Below are 14,253 nucleotides of genomic sequence, written 5' to 3'. Positions count from 1 at the left end.
CGTGCGATCAGCCCAGACGGATCCAGGTCGTCTTCAGTTCGGTGTACTTGTCGAAGGCGTGCAGCGACTTGTCGCGCCCGTTGCCGCTCTGCTTGTAGCCGCCGAAGGGCACGGTGATGTCGTCCTCGTCGTACTGGTTCACGTGCACGGTGCCGGCGCGCAGCGCGCGGGCCACGCGGTGGGCGCGGTTGATGTTGTCGCTCCACACGCTGGCCTGCAGGCCGTAGGTCGAGTTGTTCGCGAGCGCGACGGCTTCGGCTTCGGTCTGGAACTTGATGATGCCCAGCACTGGGCCGAAGATCTCCTCGCGGGCGATCTTCATCCCGTTGTTGACCTCGGCGAAGACAGTCGGCTCGACATAGTAGCCGCCCGTCTCACTGCGGGCCTGGCGGCCGCCGGCGAGGACTTTCGCGCCCTCCTGGTGGCCGGCGTCGATGTACGACAGCACGGTGCGCATCTGGCCCTCGTCGACCAGGGCACCCAGCTCGGTGCCGGCATCCAGCGGGTCGCCGGGGGCGTACTTCGGTGCCTCGGCGGCCACCAGCCTGGCGAACTCGTCCGCGATGCCGGCCTGAACCAGTACCCGCGACGGCGCGTTGCAGCTCTCGCCCTGGTTGAAGAACATGCTGCCGGCGACGGTGCGGGCGGCGCGCTCGATGTCGCCGAAGTCGTCGAACACGAGGAAAGCCGACTTGCCGCCCAGCTCGTTGTAGACGCGCTTGAGGTTGCTCTTGCCCGCGTACTCGTACATGCGGCGGCCCACGCGGGTGGAGCCGGTGAAGCCGATCGCGTCGACCTCCATGTGCATCGCCAGCGCTTCGCCGGCCTCGTGGCCGTAGCCCGGCACCACGTTGAACACGCCGGGCGGCAGGCCCGCCTCGACCGCCAGCTCGGCCAGGCGCAGCGCGGTCAGCGGGCTCTTCTCGCTGGGCTTGAGGACCACCGAATTGCCGGCCGCGAGCGCGGGGCCGAGCTTCCAGGCGGCCATGATCATCGGGTAGTTCCAGGGCACGATGGCGCCGATCACGCCCATCGGTTCGCGGGTGATCAGGGCCAGCGCCGAATCCGGCGTCGGCGCGATCTCGTCGTAGATCTTGTCCACCGCCTCGGCGTACCAGGCGATGCAGCGGGCGGTGGAGGGCACGTCGACGGACAGCGAATACTGGATCGGCTTGCCCATGTCCAGCGTTTCGAGCAGGGCGAGCTCCTCCTTGGCGGCGAGGATCTTGTCGGCAAAGCGCTGCAGGATCTTCTTGCGCGCCGCCGGCGACTTGCCGGCCCAGCGGCGGTCTTCGAAGGCGGCGCGGGCGCTGCGCACGGCGGCGTCGACATCGGCCGCCTGGCCCCGCACGATCGGGCCGAGCAGGCGGTTGTCGATCGGTGAATGCTTGGCGAAAGTCTGGCCGTCGGCGGCATCGACGCGCTTGCCGTCGATCACGCTGCGGCCGTCGATGTGCAAGGTGGCGGCGCGTTGGGCCCAGTCGATGGTGGACATGGTGAGGATCCTGCTGTGGAAGTGAAAGTGGCCGCCGGTTGGCGGCCACCGGCGCGGCGCCCGACCGTCAGAACGCGACAACCATCGACGCGCCGAGCAACGAGTTGTTCTTCTTGTAGGTGCCGTCGGTCACGTCGTAGAAGACGCGGCGGTCGGCGCCGTCAAGGCGGTACTCGAGTTTCATCGTCGTGGCCTTGTCGAAGGCGTACTTCAGGCCGAGGCTCAGAGCGTAGCGGTTCGCGCCGCGGTTCACGTCGCCGTTCAGATCAGGCCCGATGCCGTTGCGGTCATCGTTGCCGTACACCGGGGCACCGGTTTCCTCGTCGAAGCTCGTGTAGCCGTTGTAGGTGTACAGGCCGCCGCCGTTCTTGTCGTTCTTGATGTAGTCGGCGCGCACCAGGCCCTGCAGCCGCGGGGTGAACATGTAGCCGGCCAGGCCGGAAATGCCGGCCCACTGCGAATCGCGCCAGGAGCCGTCGGCCGCCGGCGTGATCGCGCCGTCCTTCTGCTTGCCGACGCTGACCTGGCCCTGCAGTGTCCAGTCGCCGCGGATGAAGTAGCCATCCAGCTCGGCGAGGTAGGCCATCGTGTTGTTGCCGGTGTTGAAGTTCGGTGACTTGCCCACCAGACTCGCGAAGCCCCAGCCGTTGAACTCGCCCTTGGCGTAGTCGACGCGGAAGGCCCACACCGGCGACTTCTCGCCAGCGTTGCGGATGGTCGCATTCACGTTCGCCAGCGCGGTGCGCACCCACCACTTGCCCTCCTTGATGTCCAGGCCGACGCCGGTGTAGCCGAAGGGCAGGGTGAAGTCGTACAGCAGGTTGTGGGTGGTGAACGGGTTCAGCGTGGGCTGCTGGTACTCGTACCCCGACCAGTCAGGGATCTGGCCGGCGATCAGACGGGTCTGCAGGCTGCCCAGCGGGACGGAGACGCTGGCCTCCTGGATGATCGACAGGCCGTCGATGCCCGCACCGACACCGCGATTGGGCGTGAGCGTCAGGTGCCACAACGTGCCGCCTTCGGTCTCTTTCAGCAGGTCCAGCGTGGCCGAGCCCATGAACGAGGTGTCGTAGTAATAGCCGTCACCCTGCTGGTTCAGGAACTGGAAGCCGGCGCGGTCTTGCCGCTGGTTGTAGATGAACACCGGCTCGATGAACCCGGACACCTTGAGGCCCTTGAAGCCCTGGCTCTCGATCACGTCTTCCAGCGCCTCGGTCTTCACCGCGATGCGGTTGAACTCCTGCACCTGCTCGGGCGTCATGCCCCACTTGGGCTCGGCGGGCGCGGCGGCGGGCTGCGTCGCCACCTTCTTCTCGAGTTCTTCGACGCGGGCGCGCAAGGCCTTCAGTTCCTTGAGCAACTCCTCGTTGCTCTGGGCCATGGCGCTCGGTGCGGCGAAGGCGGCCAGCAAGGCCGCGGACAGGGCGGTCAGTCGGATCTTCTTCATAGGGTCTCCGGGGTGAAGGCTTTCAGGACATATCGCGCTGGGCCGCGCTGATTTCGGCAGCACGCCTGCGTTCGGCTCGGGCAACGAGAATGCTGGCCACGGTGACGCACACCGCGACCACGACGATGATCACGGTGGCCACCGCATTGACGCTGGGGTTCAGCCCCAGCCGGGCGCGCGAGAAGATGACCAGCGGCATGGTGGTCGAGCCGGGGCCGGACAGGAAGGCCGACACGACGACGTCGTCGAGCGAGAGGCTGAAGGTCAGCAGCCAGGCCGAGACCAGCGACTGCGAGATCATCGGCAGCGTGACCAGGTAGAACACCTGCCAGGGCTTGGCACCCAGGTCCATCGCCGCCTCCTCGAGCTGCGGGTTCAGGTCTTGCAGGCGGGCGGCGATGACGACCGACGCGTAGGCCAGGCCCATCATCAGGTGGCCGAGCAGGATGGTCATCAGCCCGCGTTCGGGAAAGCCGATCGCCTTCTGGATCGACACCAGCATCAGCAGCAGCGACAGCCCCTGGATGACCTCGGGCATCACCAGCGGCGCGTTGACCATGCCGGAGAACAGCGTGCGGCCGAAGAATCGCTTGTACTTGACGAGCGCGAAGGCTGCCAGGGTGCCGAACACCACCGACAGGCAGGCCGACATGAAGGCGATCTTCACCGACAGCCACAGCCCGGAGAGGATCTCGCTGTCGTGCGCGAGCTTGCCGTACCACTCCAGCGTGAAGCCCCCCCATTTGGTGGGCAGCGGTGACTGGTTGAAGGAGTAGATGATCAGCGTGAGCATCGGCAGGTAGAGGAACAGGTATCCCCCCACCAGCCAGAGCCGGCTGAAGCCCGCCGCGAAGCGGGCGCCGAACACAGCGCGGTGGCTGCTCATTTGCGCGCCTCCTGGGCCTCGGCCTGGTACTTGTTGAACACCGCCAGCGGCACGACGATCAGCAGCACCAGCACCACCGCCACCGACGAGGCCATCGGCCAGTCGTTGTTGGAGAAGAACTCGTCCCACAGCACGCGGCCGATCATCAACGTCTGCGGGCCGCCGAGCAGTTCGGGGGTGACGAACTCGCCGACGCAGGGGATGAATACCAGCATCGAGCCCGCGATGATCCCGGCCTTGGACAGCGGCACCGTGATCTTCCAGAACGCCACCCAGGGTGTGGCCCCCAGGTCCGCCGCGGCTTCGAGCAGCCGTAGATCCATCTTGGCCAGGTTGGCGTACAGCGGAAGGATCATGAACGGCAGGTAGGTATAGGTCATGCCCACCACCAGCGAGAACGGCGTGTGCATGTACATGCCGGCCGCCTCGATCATGCCGGCCCATTGGAGGAAGGCATCGACGTGCAGCGCACTGAGCAGGTCGGCCACCCAGCCGCCTTCGTCGAGCAGGCCCTTCCAGGCATAGACGCGCAGCAGGAAGGAGGTCCAGAACGGCAGCATCACCAGCATCAGCAGCATCGGCTGCAGCGTGGCGCGCGCGCGGGCCATGAAGTAGGCGAAGGGGTAGCCGATGAACAGGCAGCAGGCCGTCGTCACCGCCGCGTACTTCAGGCTCGAGACATAGGCCTTGAAATACAGGTCGTCGCTGGTGATGAAGACATAGTTCGAATACTTGACCGCCAGCTTGACGGCACCGTCGGCGACCGTCAGCACATCCTGCACCGCGACCGCGCCCATCTCGGAGACCGAGAACTTGAACACGATCAGGAACGGCGCGAGGAAGAAGATCAGCAACCACGCGTAGGGCAGGCCGATCACGGCCGTGCGACCGCGCCACCAGCGCGGCTTGCGCCAGACGAAGCTCATGGCCGGCCTTTCATTGGGTCAGCACGACGTGGGCACCGTCGGTCCAGTGCGCCCACACGGTGTCGCCCCAGGTGAATTCATGCGCGCGGTGCCGCTCGGTATTGGCCTGGCTCACGGCCAGCACCAGCCCGCTGGCCAGCTTGATGCGGTAGACGGTGAAGCTGCCGAAGTACGACAGCTCCTCGATCGTGCCGCGCACGGCGTTGAACTCGCCGCTCGGCCGGTCGGGGCTGAGCTGGATCTTCTCGGGCCGCAACGCCACCGCCACAGGCATGCCCAGCGTGCCGGTGATGCCGTGGCCTACGTAGTGCCGGCAATCGGCGCAGTCGATGATGACGTGGTCGGGCTCGTCGGCCGCGACCGTGCCTTCCATCAGGTTGACGTTGCCGATGAAATCAGCCACGAAGCGCGAGGCGGGTGTCTCGTAGATCTCGCTCGGCGAGCCGACCTGCAGGAAGCGGCCCTCGCTCATCACCGCGATGCGCGAGGCCATGGTCATTGCCTCCTCCTGGTCGTGGGTGACCATGACGCAGGTCACGCCGACCTGCTCGATGATGTTCACCAGCTCGATCTGCGTCTCTTCACGCAGCTTCTTGTCCAGCGCACCGAGCGGCTCATCGAGCAGCAGCAGCTGAGGCTGCTTGGCCAGGCTGCGCGCCAGCGCCACCCGCTGCTGCTGGCCGCCCGAGAGCTGGTGCGGCTTGCGCTTGGCGAACTTGCCCAGTTGCACGAGCTTGAGCATCGCCTCGACCCGCGCCGCGACCTGATCCGCGGGCAAGCCGTCGCGCCGCAGCCCGAACGCGATGTTGTCCCACACCGTCAGGTGCGGGAACAGCGCGTACGACTGGAACATCATGTTCAGCGGCCGCTCGTAGGGCGGCATGTCGGCCAGGTCGACACCGTTGAGGATGATGCTGCCGGAGGTGGGCGTTTCGAAGCCCGCGAGCATGCGCAGCAGCGTGGTCTTGCCGCAGCCGGAGGACCCGAGCAGCGCGAAGATCTCGCCTTTGGCAATGTCGAGGTTCACATGGTTGACGGCCTTGTAGCCGCCGAAGTCCTTCACCACGTCCTTGATCTGAAGGTACTTCGAGTTGTCATTCATTGGTGCCCCCACGCTCCCTCCGGTCGCTGCCCCCCGAGGGGGCTTTTGCAGCGGACCGGCAGAGCCGGATCCGCGCAAACCACTTGGTTCTGGCTGATGCGATTCAAACCGAGCAGCTCTCAAAGTCCTGTCTTGAAGGAGGTGTAGACGCGGTTCTGCTGGCGCCGGATCTCGTTGTTCAGCAGGTCGGCCGAACCGATCATCTTCTTCACGTTCTCTTCCGAGAGGAACACCGTCGGGTTGCTCGCGACCTCGGGCTTGATGAACTTCTTCGACTCGATGGTCGGGTTGGCGTAGAAGACCTTGTTGGTCAGCGACGCGCTTACGTCCGGGCGCAGGATGTAGTTGATCCACTTGTGCGCGTTGCCCGGGTGCGGCGCGTCGGCGGGAATGGCCATCACGTCGAAGAACAGAAGGCCGCCGGACTTCGGCAGCAGCGCCTCGATCTTCTGGCCGGTCTTGCCGTCGATCGCGCGCTGGCGGGCAATGTTGATGTCGCCCGACCAGCCCAATGCCACGCAGATGGAACCGCCGGCCATGTCGTTGATGTATCCCGAGGAGCTGAACAGCGTCACGTGCGGCCGCACCGACTTCAGCAGGTTCAGCGCGGCGGTGTAGTCGGCCGCGTTCTTCGAGACGCGCGGCTTGCCGAGGTAGTGCATGGCGGCCGGCACCACTTCGTCGGCCGAATCGAGGAACGAGACACCGCAGGACTTCAGCTTGCTGATGTACTCGGGCTTGAAGACCAGATCCCAGACGTTGTCGGGCATGGGTGTCGAGCCCAGCGCGGCCTTGACCTTGTCGACGTTGATGCCGACCGTCGTGTAGCCCCACAGCCAGTCGACCAGGTGCTCGTTGCCCGGGTCGATCTTGGCCAGCTGCGCGGCGATCGCCGGGTCGACGTTCTTGAGGTTCGGGAGCTGCGACTTGTCCAGCTTGGTGAACAGGCCGCCGAGGATCTGCAGACCTGCCCAGTTGGATGAGGGGACGACGACGTCGTAGCCCGTCTTGCCCGCCACCAGCTTGGCGTGGAGGATCTCGTTGTTGTCGAAGTTGTCGTACCGGACCTTGATGCCGGTTTCCTTCTCGAAGTTCTTGACCGTGTCGTCAGCGATGTAGTCCGACCAGTTGTAGATGTTCAGGACCTTTTCTTCTTCCTGCGCCTGCGCAGCGCCGCTGGCGGCAACCAGCAGGGCAGTGGCAAGCGTCAGGGCCGATCGGACGTTGTTGAGCTTCATGAAGGAGTCTCCGAGTGACGAAGGGAGGGGGACCAGGAAGAGAACGAAGGCGTTAGGGTATCCGCGGTTGGCGTCAGATCCAGCCCTTGGCCTGCACGTCTGCCAGCGTCAGGTCGAGGCAGCGGCGGATCAGGGCCATCATCTCGTCGACCTGCGCCCGGGTCATCACCAGCGGCGGCGCGATGATCATGCGGTCGCCGACGGCGCGCATGATCAGCCCGTTGCCGAAGCAGTGGCCGCGGCAGAGCATGCCGACTTCGAGATGGCTGGCGAAGGCTTCGCCTTTCGCCTTGTCCTTGACCAGCAGGATCGCGCCCATCAAGCCGCATGTCTCGGTGCTGCCGACCAATGGGTGGTCGCGCAGCCCAGCGAACTGCTCTGCAAGATACGGGCCAACGTCTTCGCGCACATGCTCGACGAGCTTGAGCTGCTGGATCAGCTTGATGTTGGCGACGGCCACCGCACACGCCACCGGGTGGCCCGAGTAGGTGTAGCCGTGCTCGAACTCGCCGCCTTGCTCGATCATCACCTTGGCCACGCGATCGCCGACCATCACCCCGCCCAGCGGGATGTAGCCCGAGGTGACGCCCTTGGCGAAGGTCATCAGGTCGGGCTTGATACCCATGGTCTCACAACCGAACCAGTTACCCGTGCGGCCGAAGCCGGTGATGACCTCGTCACTGACCAGCAGGATCCCGTACTTGTCGCAGATGCGCTGGATCTCGGGCCAGTAGGTTCGCGGCGGCACGATCACGCCGCCCGCACCCTGCACCGGCTCGCCGATGAAGGCCGCCACCTTCTCGGGCCCGACCTCGAGGATCTTCGCCTCCAGCCAGCCGGCCGCCACCTTGCCGAACTCGGCCGGGTCCATCCCCTTGCCGTTCTCGAACGCGTAGGGCTGGTCGATGTGCACGATGTTGGGGATCGGCAGGCCCCCTTGGGCGTGCATGTAGCTCATGCCGCCGAGCGAGGCGCCGGCCATCGTCGAGCCGTGGTAGCCGTTCTTGCGGCTGATGATGACCTGGCGCTCCGGCTGGCCAAGGATGTCCCAGTAGCGGCGCACCATGCGGACGATGGTGTCGTTGCCCTCCGAGCCCGAGCCGGCGAAGAACACGTGCTGGAACTGCGGCGGCGAGACCTGCGCGAGCAGCTCGGCCAGCTCGATGGCCGGCGGCGTGGCCGTCTGGAAGAAGGCGTTGTAGAAGGGCAGCTCCTTCAGTTGCCGCGTGGCCGCGTCGATCAGGGCCTGCTGGCCGTAGCCGACGTTAACGCACCACAGGCCGCTCATTGCGTCGAGCAGCTTCTTGCCCTCGCTGTCCCAGAGGTAGATGCCCTCGGCCTTGGTGATGATGCGCGAGCCCTTCTGCGCCAGCGCGGCGAAGTCGGTGAAGGGGTGCAGGAAGTGCGCCGTGTCGGCCTGCTGCCATTCACGGGTCGAGCGCTTGGACGCCACGGCGGGCGCCTGGATGGTGATGTTGCTCATGTGTTGACCTCGATTCGCTTCAAACGTGGAGCAAGAGGTGCTCGCGCTCCCACGGCGAGATCACCTTCATGAATTCGGCGTGCTCGATCTCCTTCACCTCGGTGTAGACGGTGATGAAGGATTCGCCCAGCACCTCGGCCAGTGCCTTCTCGTTGCGCAGCAGGTTCAACGCCTCGCCCAGGCTGCGCGGCAGCTGGTAGTCACCGAGGTAGGCGTCGCCCTTGCACTCCGGGGTCGGCTGGATCCTGTTCTTGATGCCCAGGTAGCCGCAGGCCAGCGTGGCGGCCAGCGCGACATAGGGATTGGCATCGGCGCCGATCACCCGGTTTTCGATGCGGCGTGCGCTCGGTGAGGCCACCGGCGAGCGGATGCCCACCGTGCGGTTGTCGGTGCCCCACTGGATGTTGATCGGCGCCGCGGTGAAGCGGGCCAGGCGGCGATAGCTGTTCACATAGGGCGCGAACAGCGCCATCGCCGCCGGGATGTACTTCTGCAGCCCGCCGATGTACCAGTAGAACTCGTCGCTGGGCGTGCCGTCTTCCTTGCTGAACAGGTTGCGGCCGGTCTTCTTGTTGACCAGGCTCTGGTGCACGTGCATCGCGCTGCCCGGCTCGCCGGCGATCGGCTTGGCCATGAAGGTGGCGAACATGTCGTGCCGCAGGGCCGCCTCGCGCACCGTGCGCTTGAAGAAGAACACCTCATCGGCCAGGCCCAGCGGGTGGGCGTGGAAGAAGTTGATCTCCATCTGGCCGGCACCGATCTCGTGGATCAGCGTGTCGACGTTCAGCTCCATCTTCTCGCAGTAGTCGTACACGTCCTCGAACAACGGATCGAACTCGTTGACGGCGTCGATCGAATAGGCCTGGCGCGAGGTTTCCGACCGGCCGCTGCGGCCGATCGGCGGCTTCAGCGGCATGTCGGGGTCGGTGTTGCGGGCGACGAGGTAGAACTCGAGCTCCGGCGCCACCACCGGCTCCCAGCCTTCGGCGGCAAAGAGGTCGCATACGCGGCGCAGCACCGAGCGCGGCGCGAAGGGCACCAGGTTGCCGTCGCGGTCGTAGCAGTCGTGGATGACCTGGGCGGTCGGGTCGGTCGCCCACGGCACGATGCGCACGGTGGCCGGGTCGGGCCGCAGGTGCATGTCGCGGTCGGTCGGGTTGATGACGTCGTAGTACGGGCCCTCGTCAGGGAATTCGCCCGTCACGCCCATCCCCACGATGGCCTCGGGCAGCCGCATGCCGCGGTCTTCGGTGAACTTCTGGCGCGGCAGGATCTTGCCGCGGGCCACGCCCGTCAGATCGGGCACGAGGCACTCGATCTCGGTGACGCGGTTCTGGTTGAGCCACTGTTCGAGCTCGCTGAAATTGAAGTGTTCTCTGCTGGCCATGATCGGCACCTGCTGTAGTTTCACTGCGCGCGGGTGTACCCCCGGCATCGAGCCGGGGCGCGGGCCGCGCGGGCCCCGCGGTGGGTCAGGCGGGCCCCGCTACGGGTGCGGGCCGCGGCGCCCCTCCCGCCAACGTTGCCGGTACTGGCGGCACGCCTCGCCGAAGGCACCGAGCAGCTTCATCGACACCGGGTTGTCGGCCGCCAGCCACTCGGGGTGCCACTGCACGCACAGCGCGAACCCGGCGGAGTCGGCGACCGAAAAGGCCTCGACCACCCCGTCGGGCGCGCGCGCCTCCACGCGCAGGCCGTCGGCCAGCCGGTTCACCGCCTGGCCATGGACCGAATTGACCTCGAAGCGCGGCTGGCCGACGATCTTCTCGAGCAGGCCGCCCTCGCTGACGAGCACGTCGTGCGCCGGCCCGTAGAGCTCGGTCGCGCGTGCGCCCTCGGCGCCGCGGTGGTCGTCGTGGCCCTCGATCGTGTGCACCGCCTGGTGCAGCGAACCGCCGAGCGCGACGTTGGTTTCCTGTGTCCCGCGGCAGATCGCCAGCAGCGGAATGCCACGGTCGACCACGCGGCGGATCAGCGGCAGCGTCCAGCTGTCACGCAGCGGATCCTGCGGCAGCGAGGGGTCGAGCACCTCCTCGCCGTAGTGGCTCGGGTGGACGTTCGACGGGGAACCGGTCAGCAGCACGCCGTCGGCCATGTCGAGCAGCACGTCGATCTCGGCCGGCTCGGCCGAGGGCACGATCAACGGCAACCCTCCAGCCAGGCGGACCGCATCGAGGTACTTCTTGCCGGCGATGTGGAAGGGGTGTTCGCCGAGCATGCGGTTGCAGGCGGGCACCAGGACGACCGGCTTGGCCGCAGCCGCCGCGGCATCCGGCGCAACGTCGGGCGAGGTGGTTGGGGGCAGGGTCATGTCGTTCATCCGAGCAGGTCTCTCAGGCGATACCAGGCCATGCCGAGCACGAGTGCCGGCGTGCGCAGCCAGCGGCCGCCCGGGAAGGCATGGTGCTTCAGGCGTGCGAATACGTCAAAACGCGAGGCGTCGCCGCTCATCGCCTCGGCGACCAGCTTGCCGGCCAGGCCGGTCAGCGCCAGGCCATGGCCGGAGAAGCCTTGCAGGTAGTACAGGTTGGGCGCCAGGCGGCCGAAATCCGGCGCGCGGTTCATCGTGATGTCGACGAAACCACCCCAGGCGTACTGGATCCTGGTGCCGGCCAGCTGCGGGAAGGTGCCGGCCATGCGCTGGCGCATGCTTTCGGCCAGGTTGGGCGGCGTCATCGTGCTGTAGCTGACGCGGCCGCCGTAGAGCAGGCGGTGGTCGTTGGTCGGGCGGAAATAGTCGAGCACGAAGTTGGTGTCGCACACCGCCGAGCGGCTGGGCACCAGCGAATCGCACAGCCGCGGCTCGATCGGCTCCGAGCAGACGATGTACGTGCCGACGGGCATGATGCGCGCCTCGAGCTGCGGCGCCATGCCTTGCAGGTAGACGTTGCCGGCCAGCAGCGCCTGCCGGGCGCGTACTTCGCCCTGGGCAGTGCGCACGCGCACCGTCGCGCCCTGCGGTTCGACCGCAGTGACCGGGCTGTCCTCGTGGATCTGCACGCCGGCACCGGCCGCCGCCGCGGCGATGCCGAGCGAATACTTCAGTGGGTGCAGGTGGCCCGAGCGGGGGTCGTGGATGCCACCGCGGTAGCGCGGGCTGGCGATCCAGTGCGGCACCTCGGCTTCCCCGATGGGAGTGAACTCGGCGCCATAGACGGCGGTCATGCGGTCCGCCCAGGTGGCGAGGTCGGCCGCCTTGCGCCGCGTCGTCGCGAGGCCGAGGTAGCCGTCGCGCCAGTCGCAATCGATGTGGTGGGTGGCGATGCGCTCGCGGATCAGGTCCAGCGCTTCGATCGACATGGCCCAGACGCGCTTGGCGTCGTCGAGGCCGAGCTGGGCCTCGATGGTTTCCTGGTCGCACGCCAGGCCGTGGATGGCTTGCCCCCCGTTGCGCCCGCTCGCGCCCCAGCCCACCTGCTTGGCTTCCAGCAGCACCGTCTTGAAACCCCTGGCCGCCAGCTCCAGCGCGGCGTTGAGGCCGGCGAGCCCGCCGCCGACGATGGCAACGTCACAGTCGACAGACCCTGACAACGCGGGGAACCCCGGCCCTCGCTGCGTGGTGGCAGCGTAGTAGGAATCGCGGGCGAGATCGCGGTCGATGCTGAGGAAACTCATAAGGTAGGCGCTAGGCAAGCCCTCGGTTCGTTGATCTTTCCGTCTGCCGCTGTCTTCAAGCCACGCGCTTCAGGGCGGTGGCCAGCGTGCCGACGATCTGGTCGATCTGCGCCCGCTCGATGATCAGCGGCGGCGACAGGGCGATCGTGTCGCCGGTGGTGCGGATCAGCACCCCGGCCTCGTAGCAATCCAGGAAAACATCGAACGCGCGCAACGTCGGCGCATTCGGCCGGGAGCTCAGCTCGATGCCGCCGACCAGGCCGATCGTGCGGATGTCGATGACATTCGGCAATCCCTTGAGTGAATGCAGCGCCTCGGCAAAGTAACCCTGCAGCTCGGCGGCGCGGGTCAGCAAGCCTTCGTCGGCGTAGGTCTCGAGGGTGGCCAGGCCCGCCGCGCAGGCCAGGGGGTGCGCCGAGTAGGTGTAGCCGTGGAAGAACTCGATCAGGTGCTCCGGCCCCTGCATGAAGGTGTCGTAGATCGATTGCCTGGCGATCACGGCGCCCATCGGCACGCAGCCGTTGGTCAGGCCCTTGGCCGCGGTGATCAGGTCCGGCGTGACACCGAAGGTCTGCGCGGCGAAGGGCGCGCCGGTGCGACCGAAGCCGGTGATGACCTCGTCGAAGATCAGCAGGATGCCGTGCTTGTCGCAGATCTCGCGCAGCCGGTTCAGGTAACCCACGGGCGGGATCAGGACGCCGGTGGATCCGGCGATCGGCTCGACGATCACCGCCGCGATGGTCGATGCGTCGTGCAGCGCGACCAGGCGCTCGAGGTCGTCGGCGAGCTCGGCCCCATGCGCGGGTTGGCCGACGCTGAAGGCGTTGCGCGCCGGGTCGTGCGTGTGGCGGATGTGGTCCACGCCGCCCAGCATGTTGCCGAACATCTTGCGGTTGGCGACCATGCCGCCCACCGAGATGCCGCCGAAGTTGACGCCGTGGTAGCCGCGCTCGCGGCCGATCAGCCGGGTGCGCTGGCCTTCGCCGCGCACGCGGTGGTAGGCGATGGCCATCTTCAGCGCCGTCTCGACCGACTCGGATCCCGAGTTGGTGAAGAAGACCTTGTTCAGCCCCGCCGGCGACAACTCGGCCACCTTCTGCGCAAGCTCGAAGGCCTTGGGGTGGCCCATCTGGAAGGGCGGGGCGTAGTCCAGCTCGGCGGACTGGTTCGCGATCGCCTGCACGATTTTCGGGCGTGCATGGCCGGCATTGACGCACCACAGGCCGGCGACACCGTCGAGCACCTGGCGGCCGTCATCGGTCCAGAAGTGCATGCCCTCGGCGCGGGTGAACAGGCGGGGAGCCTTCTTGAACTGGCGGTTGGCCGTGAACGGCATCCAGTACGCGTCCAGGGAGGCGTCGAGTGGCGTATTCATAGGGAATGGAGTCTAGAGAAACGGGCGCGCAATGTGCTTGCGCGATCTGCACGGGGCAACCCTTGTTGGCGCAATATTCTGCGAAGGAATCTGAGATACTCAGAACGATATGCGAGAGACAAGCAGAACACCGCAATTGGATGCGATCGACCGGCAGATCCTGGAACAACTGCAGGCCAACGGCAAACTCTCGAATGTCGAGCTCGCCCAGAGAGTGCACCTGTCGCCGTCGGCCTGCCTGCGTCGCGTCAAGCAACTCGAAGACGAAGGGGTCATCGCCCAGTACGTGGCGCTGCTCAACCCCAAGGCGATCGGCCAGCACGGCACCAGCTTCACGATCATCAACCTCGAGAACATGAGCAATGCGCTGTTGCATGCTTTCGAGCAGGCGGTGCGCGACGAACCGCAGGTCCTGGACTGCTATTACGTGGCCGGCTCGAACGACTACCTGATTCGCTTCGCCTACCGCGACGCCGAAGACCTCGAACGCTTCCACACCGAGGTGCTGATGCGGCTGCCCGGTGTCGAGCGCTCGAACTCGATGTTGGTGCTGCGCACCGTCAAGAAGACCACGGCGCTGCCGGTGTCGTCCGACATCTGACGGCGCACAGGCCGGGGCGGGCGAGGCCCGGCGAGGCTGTCAGCCGCGACGCTGCGCCTCGGGGTAGACCACCGATTCCTCGAGC

At 66.6% G+C, this 14,253-nt stretch carries 12 protein-coding genes; 1 reads left to right on the top strand and 11 read right to left on the bottom strand.

Annotated features, from left to right (window positions below; translation table 11 throughout):
- Positions 1–7 precede the first annotated feature (7 nt).
- The 11 genes from VJ693_RS18340 to VJ693_RS18290 all read right to left on the bottom strand — a co-directional run bounded on the left by VJ693_RS18340 (position 8) and on the right by VJ693_RS18290 (position 13,567).
- A complete protein-coding gene (locus VJ693_RS18340; protein WP_324156485.1) occupies positions 8–1,495 on the bottom strand; it encodes an aldehyde dehydrogenase in 1,488 nt (495 codons plus the stop codon).
- A gap of 67 nt (positions 1,496–1,562) precedes the next feature.
- Positions 1,563–2,942 carry a DUF3138 family protein gene (locus VJ693_RS18335; RefSeq protein ID WP_324156483.1) on the bottom strand — a complete coding sequence of 460 codons (1,380 nt, stop codon included), beginning with the start codon at positions 2,940–2,942 and terminating at the stop codon, positions 1,563–1,565.
- A gap of 22 nt (positions 2,943–2,964) precedes the next feature.
- Complete coding sequence (locus VJ693_RS18330) at positions 2,965–3,828, bottom strand: ABC transporter permease subunit (RefSeq protein ID WP_324156481.1); 864 nt, start codon at positions 3,826–3,828, stop codon at positions 2,965–2,967.
- Positions 3,825–4,754: an ABC transporter permease subunit gene (locus VJ693_RS18325; RefSeq protein ID WP_324156479.1), complete on the bottom strand. Its 930-nt coding sequence runs from the start codon at positions 4,752–4,754 to the stop codon at positions 3,825–3,827. Before VJ693_RS18325 ends, VJ693_RS18330 begins: the two co-directional genes overlap by 4 nt.
- Before the next feature lie 10 nt (positions 4,755–4,764).
- Entirely contained in the window at positions 4,765–5,856 is a 1,092-nt protein-coding gene (locus VJ693_RS18320; RefSeq protein ID WP_324156477.1) for an ABC transporter ATP-binding protein, read from the bottom strand.
- A 119-nt stretch (positions 5,857–5,975) separates the two neighbouring features.
- Positions 5,976–7,094, bottom strand: coding sequence for a polyamine ABC transporter substrate-binding protein (locus tag VJ693_RS18315; protein ID WP_324156476.1), 1,119 nt, complete (start codon positions 7,092–7,094; stop codon positions 5,976–5,978).
- A 73-nt stretch (positions 7,095–7,167) separates the two neighbouring features.
- Entirely contained in the window at positions 7,168–8,577 is a 1,410-nt protein-coding gene (locus VJ693_RS18310) for an aspartate aminotransferase family protein (RefSeq protein WP_324156475.1), read from the bottom strand.
- 19 nt (positions 8,578–8,596) lie between these two features.
- Positions 8,597–9,964 carry a glutamine synthetase family protein gene (locus tag VJ693_RS18305; protein WP_324156473.1) on the bottom strand — a complete coding sequence of 456 codons (1,368 nt, stop codon included), beginning with the start codon at positions 9,962–9,964 and terminating at the stop codon, positions 8,597–8,599.
- Between the two features lie 99 nt (positions 9,965–10,063).
- Positions 10,064–10,888 (bottom strand): gamma-glutamyl-gamma-aminobutyrate hydrolase family protein, encoded by an 825-nt coding sequence (locus VJ693_RS18300; protein WP_324156471.1) that lies wholly within the window; start codon positions 10,886–10,888, stop codon positions 10,064–10,066.
- Positions 10,889–10,893: 5 nt separating this feature from the next.
- Entirely contained in the window at positions 10,894–12,192 is a 1,299-nt protein-coding gene (locus VJ693_RS18295; RefSeq protein ID WP_324156469.1) for an FAD-binding oxidoreductase, read from the bottom strand.
- A gap of 55 nt (positions 12,193–12,247) precedes the next feature.
- The gene (locus tag VJ693_RS18290) at positions 12,248–13,567 is read right to left on the bottom strand and encodes an aspartate aminotransferase family protein (RefSeq protein ID WP_324156467.1); all 1,320 of its coding nucleotides are present in this window, start codon (positions 13,565–13,567) and stop codon (positions 12,248–12,250) included.
- Positions 13,568–13,676: 109 nt separating this feature from the next.
- Between VJ693_RS18290 and VJ693_RS18285 the strand changes: the two genes are divergently transcribed.
- Positions 13,677–14,168, top strand: a complete 492-nt coding sequence (locus VJ693_RS18285) for an Lrp/AsnC family transcriptional regulator (RefSeq protein WP_324156465.1) — start codon at positions 13,677–13,679, stop codon at positions 14,166–14,168.
- The last annotated feature ends 85 nt before the right edge of the window (positions 14,169–14,253 follow it).

The sequence above is a fragment of the Ideonella sp. genome (assembly GCF_035254525.1).
In the GTDB taxonomy this organism is placed as follows: Bacteria; Pseudomonadota; Gammaproteobacteria; order Burkholderiales; family Burkholderiaceae_C; genus Ideonella.
This window is presented reverse-complemented; position numbering and strand designations above follow the sequence as displayed.